This is a genomic window from Morganella sp. HMSC11D09, from assembly GCF_001807955.1.
Classification (GTDB): Bacteria; Pseudomonadota; Gammaproteobacteria; order Enterobacterales; family Enterobacteriaceae; genus Morganella; species Morganella morganii.
Map to the genome: position 1 here is coordinate 85,840 of NZ_KV791662.1, position 18,987 is coordinate 104,826.

Consider the following 18,987-nt stretch of genomic DNA (forward strand, 5'->3'; position numbering starts at 1 on the left):
AATGTGTGGCACAGTACACCATGAGTTGCTAAAGTATAATAGTGACAATTAGTCATGAAATGTCCATAACAGTTTTACGGAGAGCGCTCCATGACACGCTACGAACAGTTAGCAGAGCAGATAAAACAGCAGATCGAAGATGATATCTGGCAGGTTGGTGACCGGCTGCCGTCATTACGGGAAAGTGCCAGACAGTCGGGACTGAGCCTGATGACTGTCGTACAGTCGTATCAGTTACTGGAGAGCCAGGGATGGGTGGTGGCCCGTCCGCAGTCCGGGTATTTTGTCGCCAAACGCGCCCCGGCGTTTGCCCAGGCCAAAGGTGGTCTGGGTATGCACCTGAGTGAAAATGTGGAGATCAACGCCTCGCTGTTTGATGTCCTTCAGGCCTGCAAAGACCCGGCCATTATTCCGTTCGGGTCGGCATTCCCCGATCCTTCGCTGCTGGTGCAGCCGAAGCTCTCCAAAGCGCTGGGCGCAGTGGCCCGCCGCATCGCACCGCAGAGCGCGGTGGTCAATATGCCGCCCGGTAATGAAAAACTGCGGCGTAATATTTCCCGCCGCTATGCCGCACAGGGGATCCATGTCTCGCCGGATGATATTGTTATCACCGCCGGGGCTATGGAATCCCTGTCACTGAGCTTACAGGCGGTCACGGAACCGGGGAATTGGGTGGTGATTGAATCCCCGGCATTTTACGGCGCATTGCAGGCAATTGAACGTCTGCGCCTGAAAGCGGTGGCGATCAAAACCGATCCGCAGACCGGGATTGACCTTGATGCGCTGGAAGAGGTGGCAGGGCGCTATGATATCAAAGCCTGCTGGCTGATGACGCACTTCCAGAACCCGCTCGGCGGCACCATGCCGCCGGAAAACAAGCGGCGGCTGGTGGAGATCCTGACGCGGCATGAAATCGCGCTGATAGAGGATGATGTCTACAGTGAGCTCTGGTTTGGCAGCAATGCGCCGCAACCGGCGAAAAGCCTGGATAAAGATAACAATTTCTTCCACTGCTCCTCGTTTTCCAAATGTCTGGCGCCGGGCTTCCGCGTCGGCTGGGTGGCGGCCGGTAAACATGCCCGGAAAATCCAGCAGTTACAGATGATGAGTACGGTATCCGCCAGTATGCCGACACAGCAGGCGATTGCGGAATATCTCGGTCAGGGCGGTTATGATGCGCATCTGAAAAAACTGCGTCAGCAGCTGGAGCAGCGCCAGCACCGGATGCTGTATGCCATCAGCGAATATTTCCCGTCAGATGTGAAGGTCAACTGCCCGCAGGGCGGCTATTTCCTCTGGCTGGAATTTGAACCACCGTTTGATGCCGTCAAACTGTACCGTATGGCACTCAATGAACAGATCAGCATCGCGCCCGGCTCGATGTTTTCCACCAGTGACCAGTTTAATCACGCCTTCCGCCTGAACTGCTCATTTGAATGGAATGAGCGGCTGGATAACGCCATGAAAGTGCTGGGGCAGCTGTGTCATGTACTGAAGAAAACACAGGGGTGATTTGAACATCCAGTATGCATTGTCATAACTCAGGATCCGGGCTATTATCCGGACAAATATGTACATGTACAGGTTGTTATTATGAAAAATGTATCCTACACCATGATGAGAACGGAGCTTTCCGCTATCCTGGACAGTCTCAGGAATGGCGAGAACGTGACAATCACCCAGCGCGGAAAGCCGGATGTAGTGATTTCCGGCACTGTCCTGTCATCATGCAGAGCAGAAGAACCGGCGGCGGAGTATTTTGCCGGTAAACCGGAAACACTGTTTCCGGCGGATACCATAAATCAGCTCCGGCAAATGGAGGAGGCGGTAAAATCTGTTCTGCCTTCCCCGGATTTTATCGAAACGGTGCGTAAAGCGTCGGCTCAGCTTGAGGCTGCGGTGAATTCAGATGCAATGAAAGAGATGCTGCGTATTACCGGGCAGCTTTCGGATATTGCCGGTAAAAATCTGACCGATTTCCAGAAGGCACTGGCAAGAACGAAAACAAAACACGCTGACATCATCAGAGCGCTGGAAGACAAATAATGACTATCCGATTTCTGACAGTTGATGAAGTGGTTGAAATACAGCGCTCAACACTGCCGAACAGCGGTAAACCGGATCTCAGCAAACTGGAAGGGGCGTTATCCCGTATTGAGGCATTGCGGGATTATGAGGAGTGTGAGGATATTTTTAAGTTCTCTGCCATGTACCTGATTTCAATTGCCAAAGCGCATGCTTTTAATGATGCAAATAAAAGAACGGCTTTCCAGGCAGCCAGTGTGTTTCTGATACTGAACGGCGTTGAACTTAATGTCTCTATGGAACTGGTCAAGCTGACCATACTGGCAGCCACCGGAGAAGCGGAACGCGATACAGCAGCGTTTGTTCTCAAAGTATTGTCCGATTATCACAACGACCTGCTTGAAGAGACAACCGGCGGATATTAAAAAGGGCACTTTTCAGTGCCCGTTTTGCTGATTGCGCTGACTTTTCTCAGATTAACTGAATGCCAGGCTCATTGCAGCGGTGGCCAGTAATCCCCCGGCAACGCCTTCACCGATACGGCGGCGTTTGTCGTTATATTCCCCTTTGCTCATCTGGCCGAAAATCAGTGCCACACCGCTGTAAACAATGGCACAGCTGGCGATATACACACCGGATAACAACAGGGACTGCATCGCAACACTCTCACTGCCGGAAATAAAGTTCGGCAGGATAGCAAAGTAGACCAGCAGGCCTTTCGGGTTCAGGAAGCTGGTAAAAAAGCCTTTGGTGATAACCGATTTTGCTGCCGGCTGCATCGGCGGCATTTCGCTCTTGTGCATGGCAGACATCACCATACGGAAAGCCAGATACGCAATATAGGCCACGCCGAACCAGCGCATGCCGTTAAACAGAACCGGGGATGCCACCACAACGGCTGCCAGCCCGAATGCCGCCAGAATGGAATGCATACCGTAACCCAGCAGCACGCCCATGTTGGCTTTCAGTGCCGCGCGGGAACCGCTGGCGAGACCTTGTGATGAAACGAATAAAATATCGGGTCCGGGAGCAAATACAATGGGTAACACGGTTGCGCCAAACACCATCAATGTATTTATGACCATACGACACCCCAAGTTCAAAAAATATATGAATAATTCACAATTTGTTGAATATTAAGAATTTAATTCAATATTGTGACGTCCTGATTTGTTATGCAAATTATACGGGGCTTCGCGGGAAATTAGGTTGTTAAATTGACCCGAAAAAACTATTCTTAGCAATATTATTGCGCGAAAACTGTCAGGTGGTGATTTAAATGTCAATTGAACTGGATAAGATGGATCGGCGGATCCTGGACCAGCTGCAACGTAACGGCAGAATGCAGAATGTGGAGCTGGCACGCGAAGTGGGGCTCTCTCCGTCACCCTGTCTGAGACGGGTACGTCGTCTGGAGGAAACCGGCGTTATCAGGCGCTATGCGGCGATTCTGGACGGCAGCAAGATAGGCGCTGGGCTGATGCTCTATGCCCGTATCTGGTTTAAGGGGCAGGACGCACAGACTATCAATGATTTTGTCGCGGCCATTAATGAAATGCCGGAGATTGTGGAGTGTCATCTGATGGCCGGTGAATGCGATGCGATGATCCGCATTGTGACCAAAGACCTGACCTCATACCGCCGCTTTCATGCCGATCATCTGACACAAATCCCAAGTATTCAAAGCGTTAAAACGGAAGTGCCGATGGAAACCCTGAAGGTGACACACGCGTTACCCCTGTAAACTGTGAGGATTATCACGAAAAGCAACAGAATTGTGCACTCATGCAGGTTATAAGCAACAGGATTGCGCAGTGATTTTGTGATGAGGGTCAAATCAGAGGCAAAGAAAAAGGCGCGTTAAAAAACGCGCCTCTGCAGATAAAACCAGAATATTATACTTCGGACATCAGTTGCCGGTAACGCTGATCATCATGATACAACTGATGGAATACGCGGTATTTGGCATCATAAAACTGTTTGATGCTCTCTGTCTGCGGTGTCACGGTTTTGCTGATCCGGCTCATGGCCTGCATCGCTTCCGGGATAGAGGCATAAAAGCCCGCAGCCACAGAGCCGAGCATGGCCGAACCCAGCAGAACCGCTTCACTCTCTTCCGGCAGCAGCATGGCGCATCCGGTGGCATTAGCGTGTTCCTGAATAAAGATCGGGTTCTTGGTGCCGCCGCCGCAACCCATGATGGTATCAATGGCATATCCGGCTTTATTCATCTCTTCAATGATATGACGGGTGCCCAGCGCAATCGCCTGGATGGTCGCCAGATAAATCAGCGCGAGATCATCAAGGGTCTGGGTCATACGCAGACCGGTCACCACACCGCGCAGATTCGGGTTTGCACGCGGCGAGCGGTTGCCGTGGAAATAAGGCAGCACATGGATATGCCGTGTCAGCAGGGCAATATCCTCTTTTGAACCCGCCAGTGCCAGCAGGCGGTCGTTGAGGAGCTGATACACCGTCTGCTGGTTCTGTTCAGCCAGTTTTTTCGCGTCACTGTACTGCGGGTGTGACGTGATCATATGGTCGATCAGCGCGCCGGTTGCGGATTGTCCGCCTTCATTCAGCCAGTAACCCGGAATCATAGCACTGTAATAGGCACCCCAGATCCCGTCGATAAAGCGGGCATTTTTGGATACCGCCATATGACAGGATGAAGTACCGCCGATCAGCGCCAGCCGGGTGTTGAAATCCGGTTGTGCGCCGGTGGCATCTGCGGCACCCAGCACGCCGATACCGCCGGCGTGTGCATCAATAATCGAGGTGGCAACCGGCGTGCCCGGGATCAGCCCCAAATCTGCCGCTGCGTTTGGTGTCAGGCCGTTACCGACCGGCTCACCCATCGGGCGGATTTCGCGGCCGATAATCTGCGCATCGTTTTCCAGAAGATCTTCCAGGCCAATCTGGCGGAAGAAATGGGTATCCCAGCGATCTTCATGGCCGAGGTAGGTCCATTTACACACGGTGGAGCAGAGTGACCGGCTGTTGGTATAGGTTGCTTTCCAGGTCAGAAAATCCGGCAGATCAAAGAAATAGCCCGCTTTCGCCCAGGTGGTCGGCATGTTCTGCTTCAGCCATAACAGTTTCGGTGTTTCCATCTCCGGCGAGATGCGGTTGCCGACATACGCCAGCACCGGATGTTTGGTGTCATTGATCCGCTGCGCCTGACTGATAGCCCGGTGATCCATCCACATAATAATGTTCTGCTCGCTGCGACCGGTCGGGCTGACCGTCAGCGGCTGACCCTGTTTATCCAGCACCACCAGGGAGCAGGTGGCATCAAAACCGAGGCCTTTGACCTGAATCGGGTCGATACGTGCCTGTGCCACCGCATCTTTTACCGCGAGGCACACACTGCGCCAGATATCATCGGAGGATTGTTCCACATAATCCGCCTGTGGTTTGAACTGACGGATATCCCGCTTTGCTTCGCCTTTTTTGCGTCCGGCAGCATCAAAAACCCCGGCCCGGGCGCTGCCGCTCCCGACATCCACACCAATAAAATAGACACTCATAATCCGCTCCCTTATGACCGGGCTTTCTGCAATGCAATAAATAAGATAAGAATACCGCCCCACAGCGCCATGATGAGGTAGCTGCTGACACCCAGCAGGTTCAGGCCGCTTTCCAGCATCTGTAAGACAAACAGAGCCAGTACAATGCCGATAATGCGTCCGAAACCGCCGTCCGGGTTCACACCGCCGAGTACAGAGGCGAGAATAGCGATCAGCAGGTAAGATTCTCCGTATCCTGCTTTGGCGGAGTTAAACTTAGCCATCATAATAATCGCGGCCACCCAGCACAGAACAGATGAAATCACATACACTGCCATAATGGTTTTCTGTGTATTCAGGCCGGAAAAGCGCGTTGCTTTTTCATTAGAACCCATCAGATAAACGGTACGGCCGAGCGGCGTATATTCCAGCAATCCCCACAGCAGGAACGCAAACAGCAGGAACAGGATCAGCGGCATCGGGATCCCGAGAAGGGTACCGTTACCGAGCCACAGCAGTGACGGCGGGAAGCCGGAGATCACGGTACCGCCGGAAATCAGCACATTCAGGCCGTTGATTAAGGTCATCATCCCGAGGGTGGCGAGGATCGGAGATACTCCGACAAACGCAATCAGAAAACCATTAATCAGACCGATAATCACTGCAGTGACCAGCCCGGCCAGCAGGGCAGGCAGTAACATGGCGCCGTCACCCGGGCTCATCGCCATCACACTCGCCATCACCAGCCCGCAGGCATTGGTGGTCGCGATAATGGACAGGTTGATCCCGCCGGTCAGCATACAGACAGACATCGCCAGCGCCAGCATACCGAGCAGCGGCATCTGGGACGTCATTGATTGGAAGTTGGAAACAGAGAAAAACGCGCCTGCATTAAACATTCCCTGCAACAGCAGGATAGCGGCCATGATCACCAGCAGGTAAATAATGTTGCGGTCACTCCGCAGATTCAGCATTGACATCATGACAGATGACCTCCGGCAGCGGCACGGCGTTTTTCGTTATACGCGGTGAAGCTGATACTGATAACAATGATAAGCCCGGTCAGCACGGTGTGCCAGTAAGACGGTACACCGGCCAGGGTCAGGCCGTTTTTGACAATTGCCAGCAGGGCAACCCCGAGGATAACCCCGGTAAGAGAGCCTTTGCCGCCGGTCATACTGACACCGCCTAATACCACGGCTGCCAGCACTGTCAGTTCAAAGCCCATCAGGGCATTCGGTGCAACGGACTGAGTGATTTGTGTCTGCACCACAGAAGCAATTCCTGCCAGCGCGCCCATATAGCCGTAAACAAACAGCATCACGCCGAGAATGCTGATACCGACACGCTTCGCGGCATCCGCATTACCGCCGACCGCATAAATCTGACGGCCGATACGGGTTTTGCTCATCAGAAAACCGGTGAAAATAATCACGGCAATCAGGGTCAGGATCGGCAGGGACAGGCCGTAGTCATAACCGTCGCTGCCGGTAAATGACATCACCTCAACCCCATCCATAAACCACTCCGGGAAACCGTACAGCCATTCGCCGTTGGTGAAATAGATCAGCAGGCCGAAAAAGACGTTCAGGGTGGAAATGGTGATAATAATAGACGGTACTTTCAGGCGGTAAATCAGCAGGGCATTGATCAGCCCCAGCAGTAAACCAACAACCGCCGCGATAGCAAAGGCGATAAAGAAATTGCCGCCCTGTGACAGCACATACGTCGCCATCACATACTGTGCGGTGGCCGCCGTGGCCGGAAAGGAGATATCAATCCCGCCGGAGACCAGCACCACAAACAGACCACAGGCCATAATCGCCAGGATAGCGGTGCTGGTGGTCATATCAAACACATTGCCCAATGTCATAAAATCTTCATTGGTGATGCTGAGAAACACACTGAGCAGCACAATTAATACCGCCAGCCAGAACTCATGATGTGCAAACAGATGACGACATGACTTAAGCATTAACCGCCTCCGTGATTGCCTGTTCCGTTGTGGTTAACGGATTGAACTCATGGGTAAAACGACCTTCTTTCATCACAATGACCCGGTGACTGTTATAGAATACTTCAGGAATTTCATCACTGATCATTAAAATCGCCATGCCTTCGGCGGCCAGCATTCTGATGATCTGATAAATACTCTCTTTATTGGCGACATCCACGCCGACTGTCGGGGAATCGAGGATCAGAATATCCGGTTTTGCCGCAATCCATTTGGCGATCGCAATACGCTGGGCATTCCCGCCGGACAGGCTGGTGACCGGCAGCGCCGGATCGGACACTTTTATCTGCAGTGCCTCAATCAGCCCGCTGACCAGTTCATGCGCCCGTGTGTGATCGAGTAGTCCGCCTTTGCGGGTCAGACGCGGCAGCATCACGGAGGTGGTGTTGTCGTGAATGGACTGCGCCATCACCAGCCCCGTGCTCATGCGGTCTTCCGACACATAGCCGATGCCGTGGTTAATCGCATCCCGGTTGGAGTTCAGCTTAACCGGTGAACCGTTGATCAGTAGGATGCCGCTGTCCGGTTTCGTCATGCCGAACAGTGACAGACACAACTCTGTGCGTCCGGAACCGAGCAGCCCGGTAATGCTGACCACTTCGCCGGCATGCAGCTTCAGGTCAATATCATAAAATTGATGTTGTTTTGTCAGTTTCTCTGCGCTGAGACGTAAGAGTCCCCCGGTGTTGTACGCAGAAAGCGGTGTGAACTCGAAACGCTGACCCGTCATAAGATATGCCAGCTCATCACTGTTCATCTTATCCGCATCATACGTTCCGATCAGTTTCCCGTCACGGATCACGGAGATCCGGTCGGAAATTTCCATCACTTCATCCAGTTTATGGCTGACAAACACCACGGTGACGCCGTTGGCTTTCAGATCAGCGACCACGCGGATCAGCTGATTGACTTCACTGCGCGTCAGTGAGGCTGTCGGTTCATCCATAATCACCAGCCGGGCGTCATTTGCCATCGCGCGGCAGATAGCGACCAGCTGACATTCAGCAATGGAAAGTTGTTCAACACGTTTATGCAGGGGCAGGGACAAGCCAATACGGCTGATAATTTCCTGCGCCTGTTTCATCTGGCGGCGGCGGTTAGCCAGCCCTTTGTACCACTTAACATGTTCCTGAATCACAATGTTTTCAGCAACAGTCAGGTTAGGAAAGAGCGAGAGATCCTGGTAAATCACCTGGATACCCTGCTCAATAGATTGCTGCGGGGTTAACCTGTTGTAGCTCTGCCCGTTAATAATAATTTCTGCGCCCTTTTCCGGCGGATGAACCCCGGAGATCACCTTGAATAAGGTACTTTTGCCGCAGCCATTCTTGCCGGCGAGACAATGAACCTCACCCCGGTTAAACGTCAGATTTATATTATCGAGTGCAATGACGGAGCCGAAGTGTTTGGAAACCTGTTTTAAGGTAATCAGTGCGTCTTTTGACATATACCAGCCCATGACAGGGCAGCATGGATGCTGCCCTTTTTAACAAAAAATAAAGAAGGATCAGAAACCGAGCGAGGTGGCGTTATTGCCGTCAACTTCCAGGATTTTATTGAATTTTATCACCTGTTTCTGAGTATCGATTTCAGCTTTACCCAGATCTTTGACTTCCACACCGTCAGTTACTTTTTTGCCGTCCAGCATATCTTTGGAGACAGACACCAGTGCGTAACCCGCATCAGCCGGGTTCCACAGGAAACCTTTCTTGATTTCGCCGCCTTTCAGATACGGTGCAGCCTGTGCAGGCATCAGGATACCCGCGGTGCTGATTTTGTTTTTCGCACGTTTTTTCTTGATGGCCTCACCGGCACCAATCAGGCCCAGTGAACCGTAAGAAACAATCCCTTTCATTTCAGGATGGGCTTTCATCAGGTCATTGGTTGCCGCGAAAGAGGCATCAATGCTTTCCGCAACCGGCATGCGGCTGGTCACTTCAAACATTTCCGGATAGGTTTTCTTCTGATACTCAACCGCCAGGTTTGCCCAGTTGTTGTGCAGAGGAACGGTCAGGGAGCCGACATAAATCACATAGCCGCCTTTGCCGCCCATGTTTTTCGCCAGTTCATCCATTGTTGCTTTGGCATAAGCATCGTTATCGATGGTTTCGATATCCCAGTCGGCGTTATGGCCGTCCGGCGCTTCGTGAGTCAGCACAATGATTCCCTGTTCACGGGCTTTCTTAAAGACCGGCTCAAGAACAGTCACATCATTCGGTACCACGGTGATGGCATCGACTTTCTTGGCAATCAGGTCTTCAATGATTTTTACCTGCTGAGCCGGATCCGGCGTGGAAGGCCCGACCTGATACGCATTCACGCCCAGATCTTTTGCCGCCTGCTGAACCCCTTTATCCATCTGGTTAAACCACGGAATCCCGGAGACTTTGACGACGTTGACGATTTCGTATTCTTTTGCCATGACGCTGGCGGAAAAGAGTGCAACAGATAATGCCGCAACTTTAAAAAATGATTTCTTCATCGGTAATAACCCTTTTTATATGGATACAGAGAGTGTTGCAGGGAGACCAAATAGAAGCCTGACTATAGGAGCAGGGATGATAAAAAGGGGAGGAAGAACTTAAAAATGTGATCTGCGCCCATTATTGATATGAGCGTGTTATTGATTTGATGCCAAAATGTTTCAATTGATGTTATTTGTAATTAAATTACATGAAACCATATCAATGAAACATAAAATTAATAAAATAACCCACAAATAAAAACAATAGATGCGTTTTATTATTGCCATACGGAAAGTATTTTTATTGACATTTGTAAAAATACTTATGACTTACGATAAAATCGCGCTGAACCGATTGTTTGTAATGCAACAAATAATGTTGTTGCATTTTTACGTGATTTATATCACAAAATAAAATCAGCAGGTGATATTAATTATGAAATAAAACAACACAAACAACAGATGTGATTTACTTATTATTTGATTTTACTGTAATTTTCGCTGGTGGTTGTTGAAACGTATTACAGAATAAAACTGAACTCCTGTGGTTTCACAATCGTCCGGTAATCCTCTGCATTCAGCACAATGGTTTCTGTCAGTGTTCCGGCATTGAAGGCGATATCGGTGTAGCGTTCAAACAGAACCGGGTCAATCACCAGCTCCAGTTCCGGATTAAATGTAAAGGGTGCCAGTGCCCCGGGGACACAATCAGTCAGTGTTTTCACCTGTTCAGCGGTGGCAAAGGAAATCTTTTTAGCACCGAAAAAACCGGCCAGTTTTTCGCCGTCAATTTTTTCATCTCCGGGCAATACCGCCAGCACATTTTTCTTCACGCCGTTGCCTTTCACTTTTAACACCACGGCTTTGGAGCATTGCCCCAGTTCAACACCGCGCACCTGAGCCACTTCATCAGAGGTAAAACCGAGTGCATCATGGCTCATGATTTCATAGCGGGCATGGTGATTATCCAGAAGGGTGGTGATTTTGCGGAGGATATTATCTGATGAAGACATACGGCTTTCCCTGTTTCTTATTTTGACTACCGGTCACGGTAATCAAAAATACAGGGAAAACCAATGTGTTTGCGTCCGGAATGTGATGTGAACTACGGCCAGTTACGCCAGAAACTGACCGATAACAGCACCAGCAGGGTATATATCTCCAGGCGGCCTAATAACATAGCAAAACAGAGCAGATATTTTGCCGCCGGAGAGATCTCCCCGAACCCGGGTGCTGTTAACCCGAACCCCAGCCCCATATTATTAATACAGGCGGCGACACTGGCAAATGAGGTCATTAAATCGTACCCCATCAGATTAAGGCACCAGATAAAAAAGCAGGTGCAAATAACATAAAGGAAGAAAAAGCTCAGGACGGAATTAATCAGCCGGTGCTGCACAACGGTATCACCGACTTTAATCAGGGTTTGTGCTTTCGGGTGGATCAGGGAATAGACTTCCCGCCAGCTCTGTTTGGAGAGAATTAAAAACCGGATCGCTTTTATTCCGCCGCAGGTGGAGCCGACACAACCACCGAAAAAACTGGCAAATAATAAGAGAACAATAATATGAGACGGCCACTGTGCATAATCACCGGTGGCAAGCCCGTTATCCGTCAGCATGGAGCTGGTGAGGAAAAAAGCATGGACAAAGGATTCTTCGGCAGACGAATACATATTTGCCCGCCACACTTCAAAAAAGACCAGCCCGATAATCAATGCTGCCACGGCAAAATAGAAACGCAATTCCGTATTACTGAATAAGGGCTTCAGGCTGCGTTTTGCCAGCGCCACAAAATAAAGGGTAAAGTTGACGGCGGATAATAATGAAAAAGCCCCCGCCACTAACTCAATCGCGGAGCTGTTAAAATAGCCGATACTTTCACTGTAAGTGGAAAACCCGCCGAGAGAGACGGTCGACAGCCCGTGGCATAAGGCATCAAACCATGTCATTCCGGCCAGTTTAAAAGCAACGGTGCAGCAAAATCCCAGTAACAAATAGGTAAACCACAAATTGCGGGCGGAGCTGGCTAAGCGGGGTGTTAATTTCTCATCTTTAAACGGCCCCGGCATTTCGGACTGATATAAACGCATTCCCCCGATACCCAGCAGCGGAAATATCGCCACTGCCAGGACAATAACCCCCAGACCGCCGATAAAGTTAAGCTGGGCGCGGTAATATAAAACGGAGCGGGGCAAACCGGTGACATTGTGAAATACTGAGGCGCCGGTGGTGGTAATACCGGAAACACCTTCAAATAAGGCATCCTCAAAAGCCATATTCAGATGGTCATCCAGCCAGAACGGCATGGCGCTGATAACAGAAAATAACAGCCAGAATACCGCAATAACCAGGAAGCCGTCCCGCGTCTGTAATTGCAGCCCGGTGGTTTTACTGCGGTACCAGCACACTAACCCGGCCGGAAAGAAAATCAGGAAACTGCCGGCAAACGCGAAAAAACTCTGCTCCTGCGCAATAAGCGCAACCAGCATCGGTAATAGCAGTGTCAGGCTGTAAATCACTATCAGAAAACTGCTCAGATGGATAATGACTCGGGAACGGGTTGATATCACAGGATGACCACCGGATTCTCTAAAATAAACAGCAGATAATACGAAATAGCTGATAGTGAACTGATTGCCGCTGATTGTAAATTGTTTTCAGCTGAACAGCGCAGCAGGATCAAAAAAGGCTGCAACCGGCAGCAGCCTTCTGTCAGTATAACGGCACAAAAAAGCCATATTACATCGTTTCGTCAGCCCACACCCGCTGATAATCCGAACCGTCCGTCCGCCAGATTTCACGGATATTTTCACCGGTATACTTCAGATAATCATTTTCAGCGGAAAATTGTGCAGCCAGCGCTGTTTCACATTCCGTGGTGATCCTGCGCGGCGCATCAATAACGGATGATGCCACGGAATCTTCCTGCAAACGGATTTTCAGTTTTTTTAATCCGTGCTGCACATGGAACAGAAACAGATAGTTATGAAACAGACCGTTATGCGGCATTCTCAGCTCCGGATTTTTTATTGGCAAGCCGGGTATAAATAATGCCGACGGCGATGGTCAGTACCAGGCCAATAATAACAACCAGTTTACCGTTTTCAGTCACACCGGCAGGGCTTGAGGCATAGGAAAAATTATGCGCAAAAGCCGCGCCGGTCAGCATCCCCAGCACACTGACAGCCGCATCGGTATTACCCTGTCCGGCATTGGCTAATTGCCGCAGCGGGCAGCCGGTAATAAAGACACCACATAATCCGACCAGTGACATGGAGAGGAAATTCCACAGCCCGTCATTATGGGCAATCGGCTGATTATCAAACCCGATATTGATTTTTCCGGTGAGCATATTACCGGCAATAACAACCAGCAGCAGGGCGAGAACGCCGATTGCCATCGTGTAATTGCGGGACAGAAAGATATTTTTAGCCATACCGATAAAACAGAAACGGGTACGCTGAATAATCACCCCGATAATAAGCCCGGCGGTTATTGCCATCCAGACCGGAGCATGAGCGGCTCCCGGCCCTTTGACACTGGATTTGAAAATGGAACTGTCGATAATAAACAGCACAAATAAGACCAGGCACACCGCCGGTAATATTAAGCCTTCAGCGGCAGACTGCTGATAATTACGCGGTAATGAAAATCCTTTCTTAATAAACAGACTGCCGATACCAATACCGGCGACCAGGCCTAATAACCCGACAACCGCATTTAAATCACCGGCACCAATCCGCAGGATCATCCGCAGCGGACATCCTAAAAAAACCAGACAACCGGCCATCATCAGAAAACCGAGTGTAAAGCGGATCACCGGTGCAGAACCGGCTTTGGACTGAAATTCTTTAAAAATAACCGCAGCCCCGAATGAGCCGAGAATAAAACCAAAAATTTCAGGACGAAGATACTGGACGGTTTCGGTATTATGCAATCCCATACTGCCTGCACTATCCCGGATAAAACAAGCGACACAAACACCCATATTTGGCGGGTTTCCGTATATACCAAGGACTACAGCACTGATCCCTATAATAATACCGGAAATGATGATAATTATTTTTGTTGCGGACATTATATGACTCCGTTATGGAGATGTTATCTCCTGACTAATAGAACCTATTAAGTACAGGGTCAATGTACCGCAGTGAAAAATAATATCTTTTACCCGGGTCAAATATTTGTGAAGCAATAATCCGGGAGTGCATGGCGGGTATAGAATATGATTAAAATTCTGCACACTCTTCGTCGTTCATATCAATTTCCACACCCAGTATGTTCATAATATCCAGAAATTCATCCAGCAGAGAAGCGGGCAATAAAATTTCACGGTAATTATCAGCACCGGTTTCAAAACCGAGTAAATGCCAGCCGATGGTATTCAGCTGCAGATTACTGCGGACAAAAATCTGATGCACGGTAAGATTATTTTCCGGGTCGTCCGTGCCATAATCAAAGGTCAGTGAAATATCGTCATAATCCATTGCATCCGCCAGCAGTGCAATGGCGGATTCCCTGTCTTTCCAGTCCACCATAAAACTATTGCCGATAGCGCTGTTATCGACCATTTCCGCCAGGGCATAGCCGGTCATACCGTCATCGTGATACTGACAGAATTCATCCTCGCCCATTTCCTCAATGTGCTCATTCAACTGACCGGCAAAGGTATCGCAGGCATCGTCCGCATAATCACAGTCGCTGTTGAGCAAATCCGCTAATTCGCGGATGGCCGGCAGAATTGAATTGATAATGGATTGAGTTTCTTCAGAAAAAGCCATATGACGCTCCTGAGTATCCGAAAGGAAGTACTGAGAATACAGGAGAATATACCGGGAAGGATATAGGGGGAGATGAGTAGGAATACATCTTGCAGTCAGCCGCCATCAATCTATAATCCGTACATATTAATCATTTATTCCGTTGCTGGGAGTCTGTACGTTGAGAAAATTATTGCTGTTAAGTCTGATGTGTAACTTTTCTTATAATGTGTATGCCGGTGAAAATAATTGTTCAGCAGAAACGGCTGCCATTAACGCATTTAATAATTTTATTTTCACTCAGGAACAGCCTTTTAACGATTCCGTGAAAGAAATGAAAATGCATATAAAAAGCAGCGATAACTATATCGAGAGTAATGCGTATGTAAAATTTGATGATTGTGGCAGGTTGCTGATGCTGGAAAACAGCAAGGTCGTTAAATCCCGCATAAAAGAGAAGATTATCGTCAATGCCTTTAACATCAGGATAAATAAAAAGGATGAAGGCTGGCGTTATAATATGACATTTAAACTGTCTGATATTGATCGGCATGGTGTTGATAACATACTGATGACACAGAGAATGCACGGAAAATTTCTGACCGGCAAAAACGGGAAAATAACAAAATCAGAAGATACGTCTTATGCCACGCTCAGTGGTGAGCGTATGAAATTCAAAGCGGAGACCCGCTTTTTAAGTGATGATAAAGGACGGCTGTCAAAATCGGACAGAGTCAGTACACAACCAAATGACAGCTCAAATACACGCTATTTTTATGATGACAAAGACCGCTTAATACGGAATCAGTCAGATTCCACAACGGAAGAATATACCTATACGGAGGATGGTAAAGAATCAGGCAGTACAATGATTCAGACATTTTTCACAACCGAAACAACCGTGACGACATGTAAAGAGTGGAATAAATTCGGCAGATGCACGCGTGCAGAGCAGGATATAACAGTGTTAATTGAAAATGAGAAAGATAAAAAGGACAGTGTCTATAAGCATCATGCGGATATTGATTATGAGTATGTTTATTAATTTAGTTTATTAAACTGTTTATTTTAACGGGAATCTGAGTGATGGCCGGTATATGAATGATGATAAAAAAAGGTAATGTTGCTGCAGGGATACTCCTGTTTATTATTTTTTCTTCAGGGAGTGCATCAACAGGCAACCGGGAACTGTCAGGTGACTGGGGGATATATGACAGTAAGCCTGAATCCGTATTTAAGCCGCTTGATGATAAACGCTATAAGGCGCATTTTGAGGATGCCGCCAAATATTTTATTGCTATCTATAATATGAATAATGAGGTTAACGATTTTTGTTTGATTGGCTATAAATGGCGTAATAAAGATCGTGAAAATAATGTCAATGTTATCTGGAAAAATCATTACTTAATCAACTGGGAAATGCCGTACCGGCCGGTTGATAATGCTGACTATGTCCGCTCGCTGATATTATCAAAACCCGCAATAAATCTGAAAGATGATGTGGTTCCGTACAGTGAAATTGGTTTCCGCACGGCAGTTTGGCCGGAAGAAGGAATAAAGCAGATAACGGATGATTGTCTGAAAAACGGTAATCTGGTGCAGATCCGGCCATTTAAACCGGATCCAATGTGGAATATTGAAAATAAATAATATTGATGTTTTTATACATAATTACATCAGCAACGCTATTCTTCATTAGTTACTTCATTAGCTATTCCGAATGGTATGTGTACGGAAGGCAATATAGAGGATGCTTGTAAATGAAGTCTTTGGTCATCGAAGAAAATATGAGGTTTTAATATATTTAATACCTTGGATTTTTCAACACCTCCCATAAAAAATGCTTCATTAATAGATATTCCCCAAGATCTCATTGTGTTTATTACTCTTTTATGAGATGGGGCATTACGAGCAGTTACAATGGAAATGTTTATTATAGGTTTATATGAATTATCATCTTTAACTTTGTCATTTTCTAGTTTTTGTATATCAGATACTCGTTGTAGAAATTTTTTAAGAGGCCCTGGGTTGTGTGGTTTATTAACATATTCAGCTTCATGACTATGAAAGTCAGCTAGTTCTCCTGAATTTTTATAAATACTTTCTGCCTCATCATCTGCAATTACACCATCAAAGTCAAAAGCGATTCTTAATTCAAGATCAGAATCATCATCTGTTATATTTCCCTTTAATATTTGCCCAGCAGGATAACCAGCTAAAATAGCTTGTTTTACATCATGTTGATTTGCTGAAAGAAATAACTCTATATCAAACGCAGGTATATATATATATGGGGATTTCCCTTGCAAAAAAACAGCTCTTGTGATTGGTAATTTATAATATTCAATGGAATTCATGACCCTTAGTCCTGTATCAGGATCATTTCGTGATAACAATATTACTTCAACAAGAGGATCTTGGGGACGTAGTTCATTCAATTTTAGTAGACGTCTGATAAATGGGTATGCTACACCTTTTTCCAATGGTATATCTTGTTGGTCTCTCTGATATTCACGGTAAATATCTTCGCCTTTGGTTCTGAAGATATCGTCAGAATCAGTAAGATCAAAAAGAGCACTTGATGATAGACCCACAACTAATCTTTTAGTCAAATCATAGGGCATTAATTAACCTCCAATTACGAATGATTTATACATATTTCTTTATTGTTCTCGCTTTATCTTTAAAGCGATTGTCAATATTAGCAGCAGCATATACTCTCCCAAGTAAGCGATTCTTTACTGCTGTGTTTTCATTATTATCAAGAGACTTCCATTCCTCTATATCCAAATAAATTTTATTATGCAGAGAGTTTGGTACCTTTAATTTATCGTTAGAGATTATAACGCCTGTGATTTTTTTTATTTCTGTACCACTATATAGGATAGTCTTAGTTGGATGCATTATATGAGATTCTGATGTAATTATTTTTTTCACACGACTTAAAAATTGTTTATTCACTTTTTCACCTGAAAAAGTTATATCATCAACATATACAGTCATTATAATATTATTTGCACAAGAGATTGCATAGAGATTATTAAACATATTAGCGTTTGCCCAGTAGGCTAGGGGCATGCTAATACGACTACCAGTAGGGATGTGATTATTTATAGTGCATAAAAGAGATAATAAATCTGCTATATCACTGGAGCAACATAATTTTTTATAGAAGAAATTAAAAACTTTCTGACGTGTAGTTGATGGGAAAAAAGACTTTATATCTGTTGTAAGTGTAGGCTTCTTTCCTAAATGTTGTTTTGCATTAGAAATATAGGATTTATCTATTAAACCAGAATGCATATACTGCGGTTGAGTTATTCTTGAAATAAGGCTTGCTATTCTGGTATGAATAATATCAAGTTTTTCATTAGGTTTTTCGATCAAACGTTTTTTATTTATATCAGATTTTTCATAAAAAAGCACATAATTAATATCATTAGATAGAAACTGCAATTCTTTAATTGAGGTGAAAAGTATTTTTTCTAACCTTTTTTTTGATGATAGTTTATAGAATATACATCCTTGTAAAGGATAGGATTTCCCTTTAGTTTTTATTTTTTGTTTTTTTACTTTCATTCCTTTCGATACTCCATTCCATGATTTTAAATATTCTTTCAGTAAAAATAGAGCGAAATTTACTAGCAAATGTTTTATTAGAGGAAGTATTCATTTCTTCTGAGAGAAAAACTAAGGATGAAACTGGAATATTAAATTCTTGTGAGTACTTTACCAGCATATCAAAACTAACCGTTTTTTTTCCAGATTCAATCTCCGATAAGTAAGATTTTGATATACATAAATTATCAGCTAATTCAGATTGTTTTAAATTGTGGTAAAGTCTAATTGTCTTTAATGCTCTGTTGATCATGTGGTTACCTCTATTTTTAACTTAGGCACACTTAAGACTCACGGTGTTTATCAAGCCATTCAAGGAGTTTAAAAATCATTAATCCTAATTTAATGAGCCATACTATTAGTTTCCAAACAGTACGAACTTTCCTTGAAACAACGTTAGCCTTAAGTGCCTGCCAAAAACCATTATTATTTTTCATAAACTATCTCCTTGATTCCCGAAGACACTATTGTCATTCGGTTCGCCCTAATCAAGGTTGAGAGTTTTTAGCAGTAAACCCTTGTCAATATTGATTGTGATGGTCGCCCATCACAATCAATAACCCAGTACATACTTCGCCGAGATATTGCTGCGCTA

General features: G+C 46.6%; 21 protein-coding genes. 6 read left to right on the plus strand and 15 right to left on the minus strand.

What is annotated here, in order from left to right; genetic code table 11:
- The first annotated feature begins 90 nt into the window (after nt 1-90).
- The 3 genes from HMPREF3119_RS04430 (at nt 91) to HMPREF3119_RS04440 (ending at nt 2,450) form a co-directional block, all read left to right on the plus strand.
- Complete coding sequence (locus HMPREF3119_RS04430) at nt 91-1,512, plus strand: aminotransferase-like domain-containing protein (protein ID WP_070578647.1); 1,422 nt, start codon at nt 91-93, stop codon at nt 1,510-1,512.
- A gap of 81 nt (nt 1,513-1,593) precedes the next feature.
- Nucleotides 1,594-2,046: a type II toxin-antitoxin system Phd/YefM family antitoxin gene (locus HMPREF3119_RS04435; protein ID WP_036420608.1), complete on the plus strand. Its 453-nt coding sequence runs from the start codon at nt 1,594-1,596 to the stop codon at nt 2,044-2,046.
- Nucleotides 2,046-2,450: a type II toxin-antitoxin system death-on-curing family toxin gene (locus tag HMPREF3119_RS04440; RefSeq protein WP_004239490.1), complete on the plus strand. Its 405-nt coding sequence runs from the start codon at nt 2,046-2,048 to the stop codon at nt 2,448-2,450. Before HMPREF3119_RS04435 ends, HMPREF3119_RS04440 begins: the two co-directional genes overlap by 1 nt.
- A gap of 51 nt (nt 2,451-2,501) precedes the next feature.
- On the opposite strand, the gene HMPREF3119_RS04445 is transcribed toward HMPREF3119_RS04440, so the two are convergent.
- Complete coding sequence (locus HMPREF3119_RS04445) at nt 2,502-3,110, minus strand: LysE family translocator (protein WP_004237344.1); 609 nt, start codon at nt 3,108-3,110, stop codon at nt 2,502-2,504.
- Between the two features lie 194 nt (nt 3,111-3,304).
- Between HMPREF3119_RS04445 and HMPREF3119_RS04450 the strand changes: the two genes are divergently transcribed.
- A complete protein-coding gene (locus HMPREF3119_RS04450; RefSeq protein WP_004237343.1) occupies nt 3,305-3,769 on the plus strand; it encodes an Lrp/AsnC family transcriptional regulator in 465 nt (154 codons plus the stop codon).
- A 151-nt stretch (nt 3,770-3,920) separates the two neighbouring features.
- Here the strand turns inward: HMPREF3119_RS04450 and HMPREF3119_RS04455 are convergent, their stop codons facing one another.
- The 10 genes from HMPREF3119_RS04455 to HMPREF3119_RS04500 form a co-directional block, all read right to left on the minus strand.
- Nucleotides 3,921-5,555, minus strand: a complete 1,635-nt coding sequence (locus tag HMPREF3119_RS04455; RefSeq protein WP_004237342.1) for an FGGY-family carbohydrate kinase — start codon at nt 5,553-5,555, stop codon at nt 3,921-3,923.
- Between the two features lie 11 nt (nt 5,556-5,566).
- Entirely contained in the window at nt 5,567-6,514 is a 948-nt protein-coding gene (locus HMPREF3119_RS04460; protein ID WP_197708807.1) for an ABC transporter permease, read from the minus strand.
- Nucleotides 6,514-7,509 carry an ABC transporter permease gene (locus tag HMPREF3119_RS04465; RefSeq protein WP_032098243.1) on the minus strand — a complete coding sequence of 332 codons (996 nt, stop codon included), beginning with the start codon at nt 7,507-7,509 and terminating at the stop codon, nt 6,514-6,516. Before HMPREF3119_RS04465 ends, HMPREF3119_RS04460 begins: the two co-directional genes overlap by 1 nt.
- On the minus strand, nt 7,502-8,995 hold the full coding sequence (locus HMPREF3119_RS04470; RefSeq protein ID WP_070578833.1) for a sugar ABC transporter ATP-binding protein: 1,494 nt from the start codon (nt 8,993-8,995) through the stop codon (nt 7,502-7,504). Before HMPREF3119_RS04470 ends, HMPREF3119_RS04465 begins: the two co-directional genes overlap by 8 nt.
- A 60-nt stretch (nt 8,996-9,055) precedes the next feature.
- Nucleotides 9,056-10,030: a substrate-binding domain-containing protein gene (locus HMPREF3119_RS04475; protein ID WP_004239483.1), complete on the minus strand. Its 975-nt coding sequence runs from the start codon at nt 10,028-10,030 to the stop codon at nt 9,056-9,058.
- 503 nt (nt 10,031-10,533) lie between these two features.
- Nucleotides 10,534-11,025, minus strand: a complete 492-nt coding sequence (locus HMPREF3119_RS04480) for a YbaK/EbsC family protein (protein ID WP_004239482.1) — start codon at nt 11,023-11,025, stop codon at nt 10,534-10,536.
- Nucleotides 11,026-11,117: 92 nt separating this feature from the next.
- Complete coding sequence (locus tag HMPREF3119_RS04485) at nt 11,118-12,584, minus strand: TrkH family potassium uptake protein (protein WP_070578649.1); 1,467 nt, start codon at nt 12,582-12,584, stop codon at nt 11,118-11,120.
- Nucleotides 12,585-12,753: 169 nt separating this feature from the next.
- Nucleotides 12,754-13,023 (minus strand): hypothetical protein, encoded by a 270-nt coding sequence (locus HMPREF3119_RS04490; RefSeq protein WP_004237335.1) that lies wholly within the window; start codon nt 13,021-13,023, stop codon nt 12,754-12,756.
- Entirely contained in the window at nt 13,013-14,092 is a 1,080-nt protein-coding gene (gene yedE, locus HMPREF3119_RS04495; RefSeq protein ID WP_004237334.1) for a YedE family putative selenium transporter, read from the minus strand. The genes HMPREF3119_RS04490 and yedE overlap by 11 nt, the downstream gene beginning before the upstream one ends.
- A 151-nt stretch (nt 14,093-14,243) precedes the next feature.
- The gene (locus HMPREF3119_RS04500; protein ID WP_049241763.1) at nt 14,244-14,795 is read right to left on the minus strand and encodes a DUF6630 family protein; all 552 of its coding nucleotides are present in this window, start codon (nt 14,793-14,795) and stop codon (nt 14,244-14,246) included.
- A 160-nt stretch (nt 14,796-14,955) separates the two neighbouring features.
- Between HMPREF3119_RS04500 and HMPREF3119_RS04505 the strand changes: the two genes are divergently transcribed.
- Both HMPREF3119_RS04505 and HMPREF3119_RS04510 read left to right on the plus strand, forming a co-directional pair.
- Entirely contained in the window at nt 14,956-15,819 is an 864-nt protein-coding gene (locus tag HMPREF3119_RS04505; protein ID WP_246829236.1) for a hypothetical protein, read from the plus strand.
- 56 nt (nt 15,820-15,875) lie between these two features.
- Nucleotides 15,876-16,424 (plus strand): hypothetical protein, encoded by a 549-nt coding sequence (locus HMPREF3119_RS04510; protein ID WP_049241759.1) that lies wholly within the window; start codon nt 15,876-15,878, stop codon nt 16,422-16,424.
- 35 nt (nt 16,425-16,459) lie between these two features.
- Here the strand turns inward: HMPREF3119_RS04510 and HMPREF3119_RS04515 are convergent, their stop codons facing one another.
- From HMPREF3119_RS04515 to HMPREF3119_RS19355, 4 genes are read right to left on the minus strand one after another with little or no spacing between them, the layout of a single operon-like run.
- Nucleotides 16,460-17,398 (minus strand): 5'-nucleotidase, encoded by a 939-nt coding sequence (locus tag HMPREF3119_RS04515; RefSeq protein WP_049241757.1) that lies wholly within the window; start codon nt 17,396-17,398, stop codon nt 16,460-16,462.
- A 25-nt stretch (nt 17,399-17,423) separates the two neighbouring features.
- On the minus strand, nt 17,424-18,353 hold the full coding sequence (locus HMPREF3119_RS04520) for a reverse transcriptase family protein (protein ID WP_049241755.1): 930 nt from the start codon (nt 18,351-18,353) through the stop codon (nt 17,424-17,426).
- Nucleotides 18,322-18,645 carry a helix-turn-helix domain-containing protein gene (locus HMPREF3119_RS18655; protein WP_075206540.1) on the minus strand — a complete coding sequence of 108 codons (324 nt, stop codon included), beginning with the start codon at nt 18,643-18,645 and terminating at the stop codon, nt 18,322-18,324. Before HMPREF3119_RS18655 ends, HMPREF3119_RS04520 begins: the two co-directional genes overlap by 32 nt.
- Nucleotides 18,646-18,676: 31 nt before the next feature.
- Nucleotides 18,677-18,829: a hypothetical protein gene (locus tag HMPREF3119_RS19355; RefSeq protein ID WP_159298426.1), complete on the minus strand. Its 153-nt coding sequence runs from the start codon at nt 18,827-18,829 to the stop codon at nt 18,677-18,679.
- Between the last annotated feature and the right edge of the window lie 158 nt (nt 18,830-18,987).